Here is a 15,006-nt window from a genome sequence, read left to right on the forward strand (position 1 = left end):
GTTCACCCCATGATCCCGGGCGCGATTCCAGATCGCGCCGATTCTTTCAACCGAGTGAGGTACTCCAATGGCCGTTAGCAAGGTTTCCGACGCCGATTTCGAAGCCGAAGTGCTCAAGGCGAACGGCCCCGTGGTCGTCGATTTCTGGGCCGAATGGTGCGGCCCCTGCCGCATGATCGCGCCCGCCCTCGACGAGATCGCCGGCGCGATGGGCGACAAGGTCAAGATCGTGAAGCTGAACGTCGACGAGAGCCCGAAGACCGCGTCCAAGTATGGCGTGATGTCGATCCCGACCCTGATGATCTTCAAGGGCGGCGAGATGGCCTCGCGCCAGGTCGGCGCTGCGCCGAAGGCGAAGCTGCAGCAGTGGATCACCTCCGCGGTCTGATCCACGCCGCTTCCAATTATTTTCGACAACGGCCGGCGAAATGCCGGCCGTTCTGCGTTGATGGGGCGTGTTCAGCGTATGACGAGTCCCGCCCTTGCCAGCCCCTCCCCGAAAGCGCGACCGCAAAGCCACCTCTCTCGTCGCGATGGAGGCGCGTTCGGTCGACGAGATTCCGCGCGGCAAGGAATGGCAATATGAGCCGAAATGGGATGGCTTCCGCTGCCTGCTGTCGCGGAGCGGCAGCAACATCGACCTGCGCTCGAAGTCGGGCGAGGACCTCGCGCGCTATTTCCCTGAAATCGTCGACGCTGCGTTGGGGCTGAACGCGGACCGCTTCACGCTCGACGGCGAGATCGTCGTGCCGCACGGCAAGAGCTTTTCCTTCGATGCCCTGCTGCAACGGATTCACCCGGCTGCAAGCCGCGTGAAGAAGCTCTCGCAGGAAACGCCGGCGCTCTATCTCGGGTTCGATCTGCTCGCGACGGCGCGAGACAAAGGCTTGGCAGAGAAGACGCTGCGTGAACGCCGGCCGGCGCTAGACGCCTTTGCGACGTCCACCCTCAAGGGCAGCCTCTTCCGTCTCTCACCGTCGACGACGAGCTACGCCACGGCCAAAAAATGGCTGGCACAATCCGGCGGCGGCTCGGACGGCGTCATCGCCAAGCGCATCGACCTGCCCTACCAGGCGGGCAATCGCGACGGCATGCAAAAGATCAAGAAATTCCGCAGCGCCGATTGTGTGGTCGGCGGCTTCCGCTATGCCACCAACAAGATCGCCGGCCGGAACGTCGTCGGCTCGCTGCTGCTCGGACTCTACGACGACGATGGCTTGCTGCACCATGTCGGCTTCACCTCGGCGATCAAGGCAGAGGCGAAGCCAGCCTTGACCGATCGACTCGAAGCCTTGATCGGCGAGCCCGGCTTCACCGGCAACGCGCCGGGCGGGCCGAGCCGGTGGTCGACCGAGCGCTCCGCGAAATGGTGTCCGCTGAAGACGAAGCTGGTGATCGAGGTCTGCTACGACCATTTCAGCGGCGAGCGTTTTCGCCACGGCACCTCGATCCTGCGCTGGCGCCCCGACAAGGCACCGGGCCAATGCACATTCGATCAGCTGAAGCAGAAGGCGGCCGACCCGATGAAGTTATTGAAGTGACGCGGTCTCGTGCCCCGGACGCAGCGCAGCGCGTCTTCCGCGGTGCGCTGCAGAGCCGGGGCCTAGAAGCCCCGACCTGGATCCCGGCTCTGCTTCGCGTCATTTCATGCCGCGCCGCGTCCGGGACACGAGCCGTGACTACCCAATCCATCCCGTCGCCAGCGCATTCGCCAGCTCCGGCTGTCCGTTGCGCCGCGCCAGCGCGGCCATGACTTCGTGATCATAAGTGACGTGGCGGAACGTCACTTGCCAAGCGCCGTTCACCAACTCGAGGATCGCATAGCGCGCGTGCGGCGTACCGGCCTCCACCACGTGCGGATACGGATGCTTGTCGCGATAGCCGGGGCTGCCGACGCTGCCGGGGTTGACGATCAGCCGACCGTCGCGCAGGCGCACGGCGCGGGCGAGATGGGTGTGGGCGCAGAGGATCAGCGACTGCGTGACGCCCTGTGCGAGCTGCTCGATCCGATCGAGCGGCGACAGCGCCACCGTGCCATCAGGGTGCACGGTGTCGAGCCAATACACCTCGTCGCTGCCGGGCGTCGCATGGCACAGGAACACCTGCTCGCGGAAGACCCGCGTCATCGGCTGCGCGCGCAGCCAGTCGAGTTGCTTGGCGTCGAGCTGTTCATAGGCGGGACGGTCCCACGAGCCCATCTTCTCCGGGGGACGGTCGAGCAGATAGCGGTCGTGATTGCCGAGCACGTGCACGGCGTCGAGCTGCATCAGGATCTCGACGGTGCGGCGTGCATCGAGCGGCCCGCTCAACATGTCGCCGAGATTGACGATGTCGACAATGCCGAGCGCGCGGATGTCGGCGAGGACAGCCTCAAGCGCGAGATGGTTTCCGTGGACGTCGGCAATCGCTGCGAAGCGCATTGTTGTTATCCCAACTCTCGTGCCCCGGACGCAGCGCAGCGCGCAGTGGTGCGCTGCAGAGCCGGGGCCCATTGCGGCATTCTGGGTCCTGGCTCGCGCTTCGCGCGTCCGGGACACCGAGACTCATGCAGGAGGCGTGCCGTTGATCGCGAGCACGTGGCCAGCCAGATACAGCGAGCCCGTGATCAGGATGCGCGGCGGCACCTCATAGGCGAGCTTCGCCAGGCCGCGCAATGCGGCTTCGATGCCGGGCGCGGGCTCGACGCGCATGCCGAGGCTGCGCGCGGCGTCGGCGAGACGGTCGGCCGGCATCGCGTTCTCGTTATCGGGGATCGGCACTGCGATGATGTGACGGGTGAGGCCGGCGAAATTGGCGAGGAAACCCTGCGCGTCCTTATTCGCCATCATGCCTGATATCACGACCAGCGGGCGCGACACTCGCTCTTCGAGGTCGCCCAGCGCTGCCGCCGCGACCCGGCCGCCTTCGGCATTGTGCCCGCCATCGAGCCAGATCTCCGAGCCTTGCGGTCCCCAGGAGAGCAGCTCGCCCGAGGTGATGCGCTGCATCCGCGCCGGCCATTCCGCGCCGACGATGCCAGCCTCGAAGGCGGCGTGGTTGACCTTCAGATCCGGAAGCGCGCGCAGCGTGGCGATGGCAAGCCCGGCATTGGCGAATTGGTGCCGGCCGAACAGGCGCGGTGCCGGCAGGTCCATCAGGCCGCGATCGTCGGAATAGACCAGACGTCCACGCTCGACATTGACGTGCCAGCTCTCGTTCGCGGCAAACAGCGGCGCGCGCATGCGTTTGGCCTGCGCCTCGATCACCGCCATCGCCTCCGCCGCCTGCTCGGCGCAAATCACGGGCACGCCGCGCTTGATGATCGCGGCCTTCTCACCGGCGATCGACGCCAGGGTATCCCCGAGAAACTCCATGTGATCCATGCTAACAGGCGTGATCACGCAGGCCGCCGGCGTGTCGACCACGTTGGTCGAATCGAGGCGCCCGCCGAGGCCGACTTCGAGCAGCACCACATCAGCCGGATTCTGCGCGAACAAGTGGAAGGCGGCCGCCGTCTTCAGCTCGAACACGGTTGCGGCTTCACCGGCATTGACGCGCTCAACCTCTTCAAGCGCGGCGCGCAGCTCGTCGTCGCCGACGAGCACCCCGCCGCCGGCGCGGCCGAGCCGAAAGCATTCGTTGATGCGGACGAGGTAAGGCGAGGTATAGGCGTGGACGCGCAAGCCTGAGGCTTCCAGCGTCGCGCGCAGATAGGCCAGCGTCGAGCCCTTGCCGTTGGTGCCGGCGATGTGGATCACCGGCGGCAGCTTGCGTTCGGGATGGCCGAGCCGCTCGAGCAGGCGGTGCATCCGCTCCAGCCCGAGATCGATGCGCTGCTGATGCAGGACCGACAGCCGCCCGATCACTTCGCCGAGCGTTGTCTTTGCACTGTCAGGGGAGGCGTTCACGCGTGCGGCGCAGCCGGCGCCGTCTCGGCGGCCGAGACGATCTGCGCCGGGCTCGCGACCGGCAGCACGGACTTCGATGCGCCTTCCTGCGCCGGCGCCTTGGTCAAGAGGCGGCAGAGCCGCGCCAGGGTCGGACGCAGCTCGTGGCGATGCACGACCATGTCGACCATGCCGTGCTCCTTGAGGTACTCGGCGCGCTGGAAACCTTCGGGGAGCTTCTCGCGGATGGTCTGCTCGATCACGCGCGCGCCGGCAAAGCCGATCAGCGCGCCGGGTTCGGCGATCTGCACGTCGCCGAGCATCGCGTAGGACGCAGTGACGCCGCCGGTCGTGGGGTTGGTGAGCACGACGATGTAGGGCAGCTTTGCCTCGCGCAGCATCTGCACCGCTACGGTCGTGCGCGGCATCTGCATCAGCGACAGGATGCCCTCCTGCATGCGCGCGCCGCCGGACGCGGCGAACACGATGAACGGCGAGTTCTTCTCGACCGCAAGCTCCATGCCGCGAACGATGGCTTCGCCCGCGGCCATGCCGAGCGAGCCGCCCATGAAATCGAAATCCTGCACGGCGACGACGACCGCAGCGCCTTCGAGCTTGCCATAGCCGACCTTGATCGCATCATTCAAATTGGTGCGGGCGCGCGCGTCCTTGACGCGATCGACGTATTTCTTCTCGTCGCGGAACTTGAGCGGGTCGGGTGTGACCTCGGGCAGCGCAACGTCGAACCAGGTTTCGTTGTCGAAGATCGACTTCAACCGTGCCACCGCGCCCATGCGCATGTGGTAGTTCGAGCCGGGGATGACGAACTGGTTGGCTTCGACGTCCTTGTAGAACACGAGCTGTCCGGAATCCGGGCACTTGATCCACAGATTCTCCGGCGTCTCGCGCCGCAGCATGTTGCGGATCTTCGGCCGGACCACATTGGTAAGCCAGTTCATGGTTTGCTCCGATGTGCGAACCCGCGTAGGGCTGCCTGAAAGGATATATGGCTGCCGGGCCCCTGCTCAGCAAGCCGCCGTGTCACCCGCCCGAACAGCGGAATTATGGCCTATTCAGCCGCCTGTTGCGCGCCCTTGACGCCCTGAGCCAGGGCCGCCGTCAGCTCAGCCACCGCGTTAACGGTTTTGGCGGTCGCCCGTCCCTCGGCATCGAGGCTGTTCTTCAGTGCATCGACTAAGGCGGTGCCAACCACCGAACCATCGGCCTTCTCGGCAATGGCGCGTGCCGCCTCCGGCGTGCGGATGCCGAAGCCGACGCAGATCGGCAGCTTGGTATGACGCTTGATGCGCGCGACGGCTTCGCCGACCACGTTCGCGTCCGCCGCCGCTGCTCCGGTGATGCCGGCGATCGAGACGTAATAGACGAAGCCTGACGTGTTCGCGAGCACCGCCGGCAGGCGCTTGTCGTCGGTGGTCGGGGTCGCGAGGCGAATGAAGTTCAGGCCCGCCCTCAGCGCGGGAATGCAGAGCTCGTCGTCTTCCTCCGGCGGCAAGTCGACGATGATCAGGCCGTCAACGCCTGATGTCTTGGCATCCGCCAAGAACTTGTCGACGCCGTAAATGTAGATCGGATTGTAGTAGCCCATCAGCACCAGCGGCGTGAGGTTGTCGTCCTTGCGGAAGTCGCGCACGAGATCGAGCGTCTTCTTCAGCGTCATGCCGACCTTGAGCGCACGTAGACCTGCAGCCTGGATCGAGGGACCATCCGCCATCGGATCGGTGAAGGGAATGCCCAGTTCGATGACGTCGGAGCCTGATTTCGAGAGTGCCTTGACGATCTCGAGCGACGTCGCCGGATCGGGATCTCCGGCCATCACATAGGTCACGAAGGCCGCGCGGCCTTGCTTCTTTAGCTCAGCGAAACGGGTGTCGATACGCGTGATCACTTGCTCTTGCCCCTCAGGATGTCGCCGACTTGCGGGACGTCCTTGTCGCCGCGGCCGGAGAGGTTGACGACCATCAGGTGATCCCGGGGTCGCTTCGGGGCGAGCTCCATCACCTTGGCGATGGCGTGCGCGGGCTCCAGCGCGGGAATGATGCCTTCGAGCTTGGAGAGCAGCTGGAACGCGGCGAGCGCCTCGTCGTCGGTCGCGGAGAGATAATTCACGCGGCCGACCTCGTGGAGCCAGGAATGCTCGGGACCGATGCCCGGATAATCGAGGCCGGCCGAGATCGAATGCGCGTCCTGGATCTGGCCGTCGGCATCCATCAGCAGATAAGTGCGGTTGCCGTGGAGCACGCCCGGGCGGCCGCCCGCGATCGAGGCCGCATGCAGCTGGGTCAGGCCATGGCCGGCGGCCTCGACGCCGAAGATCTCGACGGAGGGATCATCGAGGAACGGATGGAACAGGCCCATCGCGTTCGAGCCGCCGCCGATGCATGCGACCAGCGAATCCGGCAGGCGGCCCTCGATCTCCTGCATCTGCGTCTTGGTCTCGTTGCCGATGATCGACTGGAAGTCGCGCACCAGCGTCGGATAGGGATGCGGGCCCGCCACCGTGCCGATGCAATAGAACGTGTTGTGCACGTTGGTGACCCAGTCGCGCAGTGCCTCGTTCATCGCGTCCTTCAGCGTGCGCGTGCCCGACTGCACCGGCACCACCTTGGCGCCCAGCATCTCCATGCGGATGACGTTGGGCTGCTGCCGCTCGACGTCGACGGCGCCCATATAGACCACGCATTCGAGGCCAAAGCGCGCGCACAGCGTCGCAGTGGCGACGCCGTGCTGGCCGGCGCCGGTCTCGGCGATGATGCGCTTCTTGCCCATGCGCCGCGCCAGCATGATCTGGCCGAGCACGTTGTTCACCTTGTGCGAACCGGTGTGGTTGAGCTCTTCGCGCTTGAGATAGATCTTGGCACCGCCGAGATGCTCGGTGAGACGCTCGGCGAAATACAGCGGCGAGGGCCGGCCGACATAGTTCTTGAGGTAGCCGTTCATCGCGCCCTGGAAGGCCGGATCGGCCTTGGCCGCGGTGTAGGCCTTCTCCAGGTCGAGGATTAGCGGCATCAGGGTTTCGGCGACGAAGCGGCCGCCGAAATTGCCGAAATGGCCGCGGTCGTCGGGGCCGCTGCGGTAGGAGTTTGGTTTGGCGATGTTCATCGTACGCTCAACTCTTGGATGGCGCGCGCGGCGCGGATGAAGGCCTTGATCATGTCAGGATCCTTGACGCCGGGAGCGCTCTCGACACCCGAGGACACATCGACGCCACCGGCGCGGGTGACGCGGAGGGCTTCCGCGACGTTATCGGCTTGAAGCCCGCCCGAGACCATGTAGGGCAATTTGAGATCGAGGTTTTCGAGCAGGCGCCAGTCGAAGGGCGCGCCGAGGCCGCCAGGGCGGGTTGCGTCCTTCGGCGCGCGCGCATCGAACAGGATGCTGTCGGCGATCGCGGCATAGCCGGGCAGCACGGTGAGATCGGCAGTGGTCGCAACCGGTACGGCTTTCATCACCGGGCGGCCGTACTTCTGCTTGATGTCGCGCAGCCGCGCGACGCTCTCCTTGCCGTGGAGCTGCAGAATGTCCGGCGACAGCACGTCCATGATGTTGTCGAGGGTGGCGTCATCGGCATCGACGGTGAGCGCGACTTTGAGCGCGCGCCGTTTCACTTGCCGGCCGAGGTCGCGTCCCATCTCGAGCGACAGATGCCGGGGCGACGGAGGGAAGAACACGAACCCCACCATGTCGGCGCCCGCGTCGAGCGCCACTTCGAGCGTTTCGCGCGTGGACAGGCCGCAGATCTTGACGAGCAGGGACATGGTCTCAAAGCAAATGGAGGCCGCAAGCGGCGGCCGGGAAGCGGGTTTTCAGGTCGGGCCGCTTCTACAACGTCGCGCGCTGCTTGTCTCGCCCGATGGGCCCGTAAAGGCCGACCCCCGAGGGGACCGGGAGGCGCTGGGCTTCGGGCCTTGCTGCGGCCATCCGGGCCCGCAGATCGGCCAGTTCGCCCCTGGCCGCCCGGGCATCCGCATCATTCCGTCGCGCAGCGCGCCGCCAATGCCGCTGCCCGAGCCAGACGGCACATCCCCCCGCCAGAACGCCGAAGGCGGTGACCAGGGTCAGGAGCAGGAAGAGCGGCAGGGTGACCGAAAGAGACGGATCATCCGTCATGAAGGGATCGAAGGAGACGGTGACGAATTGCCGGTTGGCGACGGCGAAAGTCACAAGGATCAGGCCCAGCGGAATCACGATCAGCGCGGTCAGGAACTTTCGCATCTCGCTTCGCTCGCCTTGAATCAAAGCTTCCGGCCGCGTGGTGTGCGACCCCGGGATTCCCCTGACGCCGGCTCAATCTGCCGCGCCGGGATCCGGATGGTCGCGGTTCAGCCGCTCGCGCATTTCCTTGCCGGTCTTGAAGAATGGAACGCTCTTCTGGTCGACGGGCACATGGGCGCCGGTGCGCGGATTGCGGCCGGCGCGTGCAGGGCGATGCTTGACCGAGAAGGCACCGAAGCCGCGCAGCTCGACACGATCACCGCGTGCGAGGGCCGCTACGATCTCTTCGAGAATCGCATTCACAATGTTCTCGACATCCCGCTGGTACAGATGCGGGTTGTGCTCGGCGATACGCTGAACAAGTTCGGATTTGATCATCGAGAGATAGGACCCGGAAGCGTCGGATGACCATTTCCGTGAAAATACCGTGATCTGTCAAGACGCTAAATCAAGGTTGAGCGTCGTGAAAATGCGTGACAAATGCCGAAAAAGCAGGCTGGCCCGGCACGCGCGAGACGGGAAAAACCTTCGGAACTCGCCTGGTTCCCTCAGTTTGACGCGGCCGGCTGCCACAGGGCCAGCATTCCATCCATTCCGAACCGATCGACAGCCTGTACGACACCGGTTTGACCGATTTGCTGCGCAATCGAGCCTAAACCCAGCGCTTCCAGCGTCACGGCAGCGGCCGTCCTGAGGAACGTCAGATCGCCCAAGCGCGGCTGGAGCTTGTAATCGCGCACGCTGAGTCCCTTCTTCACGCCCTTGTTCTCAACCAGCCAGGTCACCGCCGTCTTCTCGTCGCCGATCTGGTCGATCAGCTTGAGGTCGATCGCTTGGCGGCCGGTGAAGACGCGGCCATCGGCCACTTTCTCCAGCTGCGTGTCATCCATGCCACGCCGTTCCTTCACCAGACCCCTGAACCAGGAATAGGAATCCTTCACCAGCGCGTCGAGCGCGGCGCGCGCCTCCGGGCTGGTGGGCTCGAAACCATTGGGCGCGGCCTTCAGCGGCGACGATTTCACCTCCTCGACCTTGACGCCGATGGTCTTCAACAGCTCGCTGACGTTCGGATACTGAAACAGCACGCCGATCGAGCCGACCAGCGAGCTCTGCTGGGCGACGATATGGTCGCTCGCGATCGCGGTGATGTAACCGCCGGAGGCGGCAAGGCCCTCGACCACGACGACCAGCGGCTTCTTCGCCTTCAGCCGGGTGAGCGAGTCATAGAGCTGCTCGGATCCGGCAGTGGTGCCGCCCGGCGAGTTGATGTGCACGATGACGGCAGCAGCCTGCGAATTCTCCAGCCGCTCCAGCGCCTGGGTGCGTTCGGAATCGCTGCGGATCAGGCCCTCGATGTTGACGCGCGCGATCGAGCCGGCAGATGCGAAGGTGCCGCGCGCGCCTGGGGTCGCGATCAGCGCAACGCTCGCAATCGCCGCGATCGCGATCAACGCAGCCATCACGCGCCAGAACGTCAGCTTGCGGCGGATCCTGCGGCGATCCACGATGATGTCAGAATCGAGCGACATCGAGATATCTCCAAATGAAAGATTGGGCGCGTTGTGCCGTCACGGCGTGACCAACGGCTTATCTGGATACATCAATTGCGGCGCAATTTGAAGAAAACAAGGCTGTGATGGCGGGGTGAGCAAGCCGCCGCAAACTCAGTCGTCACCCCCGCGAAGGCGGGGATCCATACCCCAGGGCGTATTTGTCGGAGGAAGCGGGTAACTCCGAATCCTCGTCAAACTTCTCCCTGTGGTTATGGGTCCCGGATCAGCGCTCCGCTTCGCTGCGCTTGTCCGGGCCGACAGCGGAATTTCTGGTGACAGCAACAAAAAAGCCCCGGCTCACGCCGGGGCTTCGATGCAGCGAGACGAAAGTCTCGCTTACTTGCTGTCGCGGTTCTTGAGCGCGGTGCCAAGGATGTCGCCGAGCGTCGCGCCCGAATCGGAGGAGCCGTACTGCGCGATGGCTTCCTTCTCTTCGGCGACTTCGAGCGCCTTGATCGACACCTGGACCTTGCGGGCCTTCTTGTCGAACTGGATCACGCGGGCATCGACCTTCTCGCCGACGGCGAAGCGTTCGGCGCGCTGGTCGTTGCGGTCACGCGCGAGCTCGGAGCGCTTGATGAAGGTGCTGAAGTCGGTACCGGCGATCTTCACCTCGATACCGCTGTCCTTCACTTCGAGCACCTCGCAGGTCACGACCGCGCCCTTCTTGACATCGCCCGGCTCGGCGAAGGGGTCGCCTTCGAGCTGCTTGATGCCGAGCGAGATGCGCTCCTTCTCGACGTCCACGTCGAGCACCACGGCCTTCACCATGTCGCCCTTCTTGTAGTTGTCGATCACCTGCTCGCCCGGAAGCTTCCAGTCGAGGTCGGAGAGATGGACCATGCCGTCGACGTCGCCTTCCAGGCCCAGGAACAGACCGAACTCGGTCTTGTTCTTGACCTCGCCCTCGACCACCGAACCGGTCGGGTGACCTTCGACGAAGACCTCCCAGGGGTTGCGCATGGTCTGCTTGAGGCCGAGCGAGATGCGGCGCTTGACGGAATCGACTTCCAGCACCTGCACGTCGACTTCCTGCGAGGTCGACACGATCTTGCCGGGGTGCATGTTCTTCTTGGTCCACGACATCTCGGAGACGTGGATCAGGCCTTCGATGCCCGGCTCGAGCTCGACGAACGCACCGTAGTCGGTGATGTTGGTGACGCGGCCGGTGAAACGGGCACCCAGCGGGTACTTGGCTTCGATGCCCTGCCACGGATCGTCCAGCAGCTGCTTCATGCCCAGCGAGATGCGGTGCGTCTCGTGGTTGATCTTGATGATCTTGACCTTCACGGTCTGGCCGATCGAGAGCACCTCGGTCGGGTGGTTGACGCGGCGCCACGCGATGTCGGTGACGTGCAGCAGGCCGTCGATGCCGCCGAGATCAACGAACGCACCGTAATCGGTGATGTTCTTGACCACGCCGTCGATGACCTGACCCTCTTCGAGGTTCTGCACCAGCTCCTGACGCTGCTCGGCGCGGGTCTCTTCGAGAACCGTGCGGCGGGACACCACGATGTTGCCGCGGCGGCGGTCCATCTTGAGGATCTGGAACGGCTGCGAGTTGTTCATCAGCGGCGCAACGTCGCGGATCGGACGGATGTCGACCTGCGAGCGCGGCAGGAAGGCCACGGCACCGTCGAGGTCGACGGTGAAGCCGCCCTTGACCTGGTTGAAGATGACCCCGTTGACCTTCTCGTTGTTCTGGAACGCCTTCTCGAGCTTGCCCCAGCTCTCCTCGCGGCGCGCCTTGTCGCGCGAGAGGACAGCCTCGCCGAGGGCGTTCTCGATGCGATCGAGGAACACTTCCACCTCGTCGCCGACCTTGATCTCGCTGTCGCGGCCGGGGCCGGAAAATTCGCGCAGGGCCACACGGCCCTCGGTCTTCAGGCCGACGTCGATGACGGCCATGTCTTTTTCAATTGCAACCACCTTGCCCTTGACGACGGAGCTTTCCTGCAGGTTCCCGCCTGCGAAGGACTCGTCGAGCATCGCTGCGAAATCGTCGCGCGAGGGGCTATAGGTATCAGCAGAAGTCGAAGCCATTTGTTCTCCAGTTGCGGATGTCGTGCCGGCCGTTGGGTTCATGGGCGCATCGCACGCGCAGTGTCGGAAGGTCCGCAAAACCTTCGAGCGACCGCTCGCTGCTCCGGCGCGGCGCCGAAACAGCGGAAACGGGCCGGCTGAGGCCCGCGCGTTCGATACGTGGAAAATTCTTTGTCCGGAGCCTCGATCGCGTCGGCCCCAAACGGGGACCTGACGTGTCGACCTCAAAGAGCGGGAGCGGGCACTTCCTCCAATGACGGCTGCGGCTTAACCCCGCGACCGGCCCGCTCGGACGGCCTCGATAATGTCGATGGCGGCCCGGACGCCGCCTTCTATATCCAGTTGAGAGTTATCTAGCAAGTAAGCATCCGGGGCCGGTTTTAAAGGCGCAATCGGCCGGTTCTTGTCGCGTTCGTCGCGCTGGATGATGTCGGCAAGCACAGCGGCCTCGTCCGCATCCTCGCCCCTCGCCCGGGCCTCCATGGTCCGGCGGCGGGCGCGGACCTTGGGGTCGGCGACGACGAAGATCTTCACGTCGGCATGCGGGCAGATCACGGTTCCAATGTCCCGGCCGTCCAGCACCGCGCCGGGCGGATCGGCGGCGAATTGCCGCTGGAAATTGAGGAGGGCTTCCCGGACCCTTGGGATTGCCGACACGATCGAGGCACCCTCGCCGGCCAATTGGGTTTTCAGGGCCGGATTGCCGAATTTTTCGGGATCGAGCTCCAAAGCGGCTTGCACCGCGGCCGCTTCGTCGTTGAGATCGTGGCCGGACTGCATGAGGGCATAGGCGACCGCGCGATAGATCACGCCGGTATCGAGGTGACGATAACCGTAATGGTGGGCAAGACGCTTGCCGAGCGTCCCCTTGCCCGAGGCCGCAGGCCCGTCGATGGCGATGATCATGTGACTCAAACCTTGGCTGTCTGGGGCCCGCGGGCGCGTCGCAATGGCCGTTCTTCGGTGAAAATGTTGCGAGACGCGAATTCGGCGGGACTCGCAAAGGTGAGATATTCGCGCATCGCGTCGGATGGCGACGACGCCGTGAACCATGGTTCTGCAAGGCGCCGAGCCGGATCGCAAACCCACGCCGGCACCCGGCCAAGGCGACGTTGTTTGGCCAGATATTCGGCAATCGCCCCGACCAAGGCGTCGAGCCGTTCGTTCCGCGTCAGTACCGGCTCGTCCGCGATCGCCTCATATTGAGCAAGGCCTGTCCCCACCAGCTCGAAGGCATCAAGGAATTCGGCCAACGTCGTGTCCTGCGGCGCACCGGCGCAAATGCGATCGACGGCTTCAGCGAGGGTATTCGGGCGCATCCGCTCCTCCCGCCACGTCCATGTTTTTCAGCAGGAAACGCTGCTTCTCGGAAGATGCCGCGCTCACCGGGAAATACCGGCCGAGCAGCGCGATGGCTTCCTCCACGGTCGAGATTCCAACCACTTTCATCAAGTTCAAAATATCCAGCCGCTCCGTCTCTCCGCGAACTGGGTCCGTGATCCGGAACGCCTTCAATTTCAGCGCCAATAGATATGCGGCGGAGGGCACCGAGACCTCAAGTCCTGGCGGCGTGCCGTCGCGCGGAAAAGTGCCGAATTCCAGATGATCCGCGGCGTGATCGGCGAGGGGGCTGAGGTGGAATGCCACATGATCATTGAACCAGTCGGCGCTCCATCCATTTTTGGCAGCAATTTCGGCCGTCGTTCTTTCCAGCCAGTCTGGCAGCGGATGCTCGAGCTTCGATACGTCGACGTCCTCGGTCGCAAAGCGAAAATTGCTGGCGAGCATGAGGGCGGAGCCGCCATAGACCGCGATCTGAAGCTTGGTTCCCGCATCGGCCGCGGCGCGGCCGATCGAATCGAAAGCATCCAGCAAGGCGTCGCGGTCGAAGGCTGCACTCATGGCCGCGGCCTCATGAAAACTCGGCCCCGAGGGAACGCATCATCGGAATGAAATCCGGGAAACTGGTGGCGATGAAAGCGGTATCGTCGACGCCCACCGGCTGATCGGAGGCACAGCCCATCACCAGGGCCGACATCGCGATGCGATGGTCCATGTGGGTGGCGACAACGCCGCCGCCGGGAACGTGACCGCGGCCCTCGACGATGAGGTCGTCGCCTGACACCTCGACCTTGACGCCGTTGACGCGCAGCATCGCGGCAGTGGCCTCCAGGCGGTCGGATTCTTTGACGCGCAGCTCCTGCAGGCCGCGCATGATCGTGGTGCCTTCGGCAAAGGACGCGGCCACCGCCAGCACCAGATATTCGTCGATCATCGAGGGCGCGCGCTCGGGGGGCACTTCGACGCCGCGCAATTTCGATGCGCGCACGCGCAAGCGCGCCATCGGCTCGCCGGCGTCGCCGCGCACCTCGCTCTCCTCGATCGAGCCGCCCATCTCGCGCAGTGTGGTGAACAAGCCGGTGCGCAGCGGATTGGTCATGACGTCGGACAGAACGACGTCGGATCCCTCGGCGATCAGCGCGGCGACGACCGGGAAAGCTGCCGAGGAGGGATCCGCGGGCACAACGACATTGGCGCCGTGCAGTTCGGCCTGGCCCGCCAGCGTGATGCGGCGGCCGTGCTGGCCTTCCTGAATTGAAGTGATGTCGGCACCAAAGTGCTTCAGCATCAGCTCGGTATGATCGCGGCTGGCTTCGCTCTCGATCACCGTAGTGGTGCCCGGCGCGGCCAGGCCCGCCAGCAGCACGGCCGACTTGATCTGGGCCGAGGCGACCGGGGTCTTGTAAGTGATCGGCAGGGGATCGCGTGCGCCCTGGAGGGTCAGCGGCAGGCGTCCGCCCTCGCTGCCCGAGACGACCTTGGCGCCCATCTTTTCGAGCGGATCGAGGATTCGGCGCATGGGGCGGCTGCGCAGCGACGCATCCCCGTCGAACACCGCCGAGATCGGGCAGCCCGCGACGGCACCCATGACCAGCCGGCAGCCGGTGCCGGAATTGCCGAAATCCAGCGCCGCCTTGGGCTGCGCGAAGCCCCCGACGCCAACGCCGTTCACCTTCCAGGCGAAATCGCCGGTCCGCTCGACCGTGGCGCCCAGCGCCTGCATGGATTTGGCGGTGTTGAGGACGTCCTCGCCCTCTAGCAGGCCAGAAATCCTGGTTTCGCCGACCGCGAGCGCACCCAGGATCAGGGCCCGATGCGAGATCGACTTGTCCCCGGGCACCCGTACTTTCCCGGTCAGGGGACCGCTGGCGCGAGACTGCAGCGGCCTCGGTTGGTCGGAATGAGTCAAGATTGTGTCCTTGGATGAGCCCTGAGGCGCTGGGGCGCAGGTACCACATGGTCCGTGCCCC

16 protein-coding genes are annotated in these 15,006 nt (G+C 64.8%); 2 read left to right on the forward strand and 14 right to left on the reverse strand.

The features are described from left to right. Positions 1 to 67: 67 nt before the first annotated feature. Together trxA and LPJ38_RS03760 are read left to right on the forward strand one after the other, a co-directional pair. Positions 68 to 388 carry a thioredoxin gene (gene trxA / locus LPJ38_RS03755; RefSeq protein ID WP_008540017.1) on the forward strand — a complete coding sequence of 107 codons (321 nt, stop codon included), beginning with the start codon at positions 68 to 70 and terminating at the stop codon, positions 386 to 388. 145 nt (positions 389 to 533) lie between these two features. After that, positions 534 to 1,541: an ATP-dependent DNA ligase gene (locus LPJ38_RS03760; RefSeq protein WP_145630625.1), complete on the forward strand. Its 1,008-nt coding sequence runs from the start codon at positions 534 to 536 to the stop codon at positions 1,539 to 1,541. A gap of 138 nt (positions 1,542 to 1,679) precedes the next feature. Here the strand turns inward: LPJ38_RS03760 and LPJ38_RS03765 are convergent, their stop codons facing one another. The 14 genes from LPJ38_RS03765 to aroA form a co-directional block, all read right to left on the reverse strand. Continuing rightward, positions 1,680 to 2,420 (reverse strand): metallophosphoesterase family protein, encoded by a 741-nt coding sequence (locus tag LPJ38_RS03765; protein WP_145630483.1) that lies wholly within the window; start codon positions 2,418 to 2,420, stop codon positions 1,680 to 1,682. Positions 2,421 to 2,543: 123 nt separating this feature from the next. Beyond that, the gene (locus LPJ38_RS03770) at positions 2,544 to 3,887 is read right to left on the reverse strand and encodes a bifunctional folylpolyglutamate synthase/dihydrofolate synthase (RefSeq protein ID WP_145630482.1); all 1,344 of its coding nucleotides are present in this window, start codon (positions 3,885 to 3,887) and stop codon (positions 2,544 to 2,546) included. Next, positions 3,884 to 4,825, reverse strand: a complete 942-nt coding sequence (gene accD / locus LPJ38_RS03775) for an acetyl-CoA carboxylase, carboxyltransferase subunit beta (protein ID WP_145630481.1) — start codon at positions 4,823 to 4,825, stop codon at positions 3,884 to 3,886. Before accD ends, LPJ38_RS03770 begins: the two co-directional genes overlap by 4 nt. Before the next feature lie 110 nt (positions 4,826 to 4,935). Continuing rightward, complete coding sequence (trpA, locus tag LPJ38_RS03780) at positions 4,936 to 5,772, reverse strand: tryptophan synthase subunit alpha (RefSeq protein WP_145630480.1); 837 nt, start codon at positions 5,770 to 5,772, stop codon at positions 4,936 to 4,938. Beyond that, positions 5,769 to 6,986: a tryptophan synthase subunit beta gene (gene trpB, locus LPJ38_RS03785; protein WP_145630479.1), complete on the reverse strand. Its 1,218-nt coding sequence runs from the start codon at positions 6,984 to 6,986 to the stop codon at positions 5,769 to 5,771. Before trpB ends, trpA begins: the two co-directional genes overlap by 4 nt. Beyond that, positions 6,983 to 7,642 (reverse strand): phosphoribosylanthranilate isomerase, encoded by a 660-nt coding sequence (locus LPJ38_RS03790; RefSeq protein WP_145630478.1) that lies wholly within the window; start codon positions 7,640 to 7,642, stop codon positions 6,983 to 6,985. The genes trpB and LPJ38_RS03790 overlap by 4 nt, the downstream gene beginning before the upstream one ends. Positions 7,643 to 7,706: 64 nt before the next feature. Further along, positions 7,707 to 8,099 (reverse strand): DUF1049 domain-containing protein, encoded by a 393-nt coding sequence (locus LPJ38_RS03795; protein ID WP_145630477.1) that lies wholly within the window; start codon positions 8,097 to 8,099, stop codon positions 7,707 to 7,709. A gap of 72 nt (positions 8,100 to 8,171) precedes the next feature. Continuing rightward, complete coding sequence (locus LPJ38_RS03800) at positions 8,172 to 8,477, reverse strand: integration host factor subunit beta (RefSeq protein ID WP_008539997.1); 306 nt, start codon at positions 8,475 to 8,477, stop codon at positions 8,172 to 8,174. A 170-nt stretch (positions 8,478 to 8,647) separates the two neighbouring features. Continuing rightward, positions 8,648 to 9,628, reverse strand: a complete 981-nt coding sequence (gene sppA / locus LPJ38_RS03805; RefSeq protein ID WP_145630476.1) for a signal peptide peptidase SppA — start codon at positions 9,626 to 9,628, stop codon at positions 8,648 to 8,650. Between the two features lie 360 nt (positions 9,629 to 9,988). Then, positions 9,989 to 11,695, reverse strand: coding sequence for a 30S ribosomal protein S1 (gene rpsA, locus LPJ38_RS03810; protein WP_167520349.1), 1,707 nt, complete (start codon positions 11,693 to 11,695; stop codon positions 9,989 to 9,991). 267 nt (positions 11,696 to 11,962) lie between these two features. After that, positions 11,963 to 12,601: a (d)CMP kinase gene (gene cmk, locus LPJ38_RS03815; protein ID WP_145630474.1), complete on the reverse strand. Its 639-nt coding sequence runs from the start codon at positions 12,599 to 12,601 to the stop codon at positions 11,963 to 11,965. Positions 12,602 to 12,606: 5 nt separating this feature from the next. Then, positions 12,607 to 12,948, reverse strand: coding sequence for a hypothetical protein (locus LPJ38_RS03820; RefSeq protein ID WP_231088569.1), 342 nt, complete (start codon positions 12,946 to 12,948; stop codon positions 12,607 to 12,609). 43 nt (positions 12,949 to 12,991) lie between these two features. Next, positions 12,992 to 13,597, reverse strand: a complete 606-nt coding sequence (locus tag LPJ38_RS03825; protein WP_145630472.1) for a hypothetical protein — start codon at positions 13,595 to 13,597, stop codon at positions 12,992 to 12,994. 10 nt (positions 13,598 to 13,607) lie between these two features. Further along, complete coding sequence (gene aroA / locus LPJ38_RS03830; protein WP_167520348.1) at positions 13,608 to 14,945, reverse strand: 3-phosphoshikimate 1-carboxyvinyltransferase; 1,338 nt, start codon at positions 14,943 to 14,945, stop codon at positions 13,608 to 13,610. Between the last annotated feature and the right edge of the window lie 61 nt (positions 14,946 to 15,006).

Source organism: Bradyrhizobium daqingense (assembly GCF_021044685.1).
Classification (GTDB): Bacteria; Pseudomonadota; Alphaproteobacteria; order Rhizobiales; family Xanthobacteraceae; genus Bradyrhizobium; species Bradyrhizobium daqingense.

Bases quoted from the DNA above. Each gene is read 5' to 3' on its own strand.
- LPJ38_RS03765 (WP_145630483.1), bottom strand. From the start codon at position 2,420: ATGCGCTTCGCAGCGATTGCCGACGTCCACGGAAACCATCTCGCGCTT.
- LPJ38_RS03825 (WP_145630472.1), bottom strand. From the start codon at position 13,597: ATGAGTGCAGCCTTCGACCGCGACGCCTTGCTGGATGCTTTCGATTCG.
- LPJ38_RS03800 (WP_008539997.1), bottom strand. From the start codon at position 8,477: ATGATCAAATCCGAACTTGTTCAGCGTATCGCCGAGCACAACCCGCAT.
- rpsA (WP_167520349.1), bottom strand. From the start codon at position 11,695: ATGGCTTCGACTTCTGCTGATACCTATAGCCCCTCGCGCGACGATTTC.
- sppA (WP_145630476.1), bottom strand. From the start codon at position 9,628: ATGTCGCTCGATTCTGACATCATCGTGGATCGCCGCAGGATCCGCCGC.
- LPJ38_RS03760 (WP_145630625.1), top strand. From the start codon at position 534: ATGGAGGCGCGTTCGGTCGACGAGATTCCGCGCGGCAAGGAATGGCAA.
- trxA (WP_008540017.1), top strand. From the start codon at position 68: ATGGCCGTTAGCAAGGTTTCCGACGCCGATTTCGAAGCCGAAGTGCTC.
- cmk (WP_145630474.1), bottom strand. From the start codon at position 12,601: ATGATCATCGCCATCGACGGGCCTGCGGCCTCGGGCAAGGGGACGCTC.
- LPJ38_RS03790 (WP_145630478.1), bottom strand. From the start codon at position 7,642: ATGTCCCTGCTCGTCAAGATCTGCGGCCTGTCCACGCGCGAAACGCTC.
- accD (WP_145630481.1), bottom strand. From the start codon at position 4,825: ATGAACTGGCTTACCAATGTGGTCCGGCCGAAGATCCGCAACATGCTG.
- trpB (WP_145630479.1), bottom strand. From the start codon at position 6,986: ATGAACATCGCCAAACCAAACTCCTACCGCAGCGGCCCCGACGACCGC.
- LPJ38_RS03795 (WP_145630477.1), bottom strand. From the start codon at position 8,099: ATGCGAAAGTTCCTGACCGCGCTGATCGTGATTCCGCTGGGCCTGATC.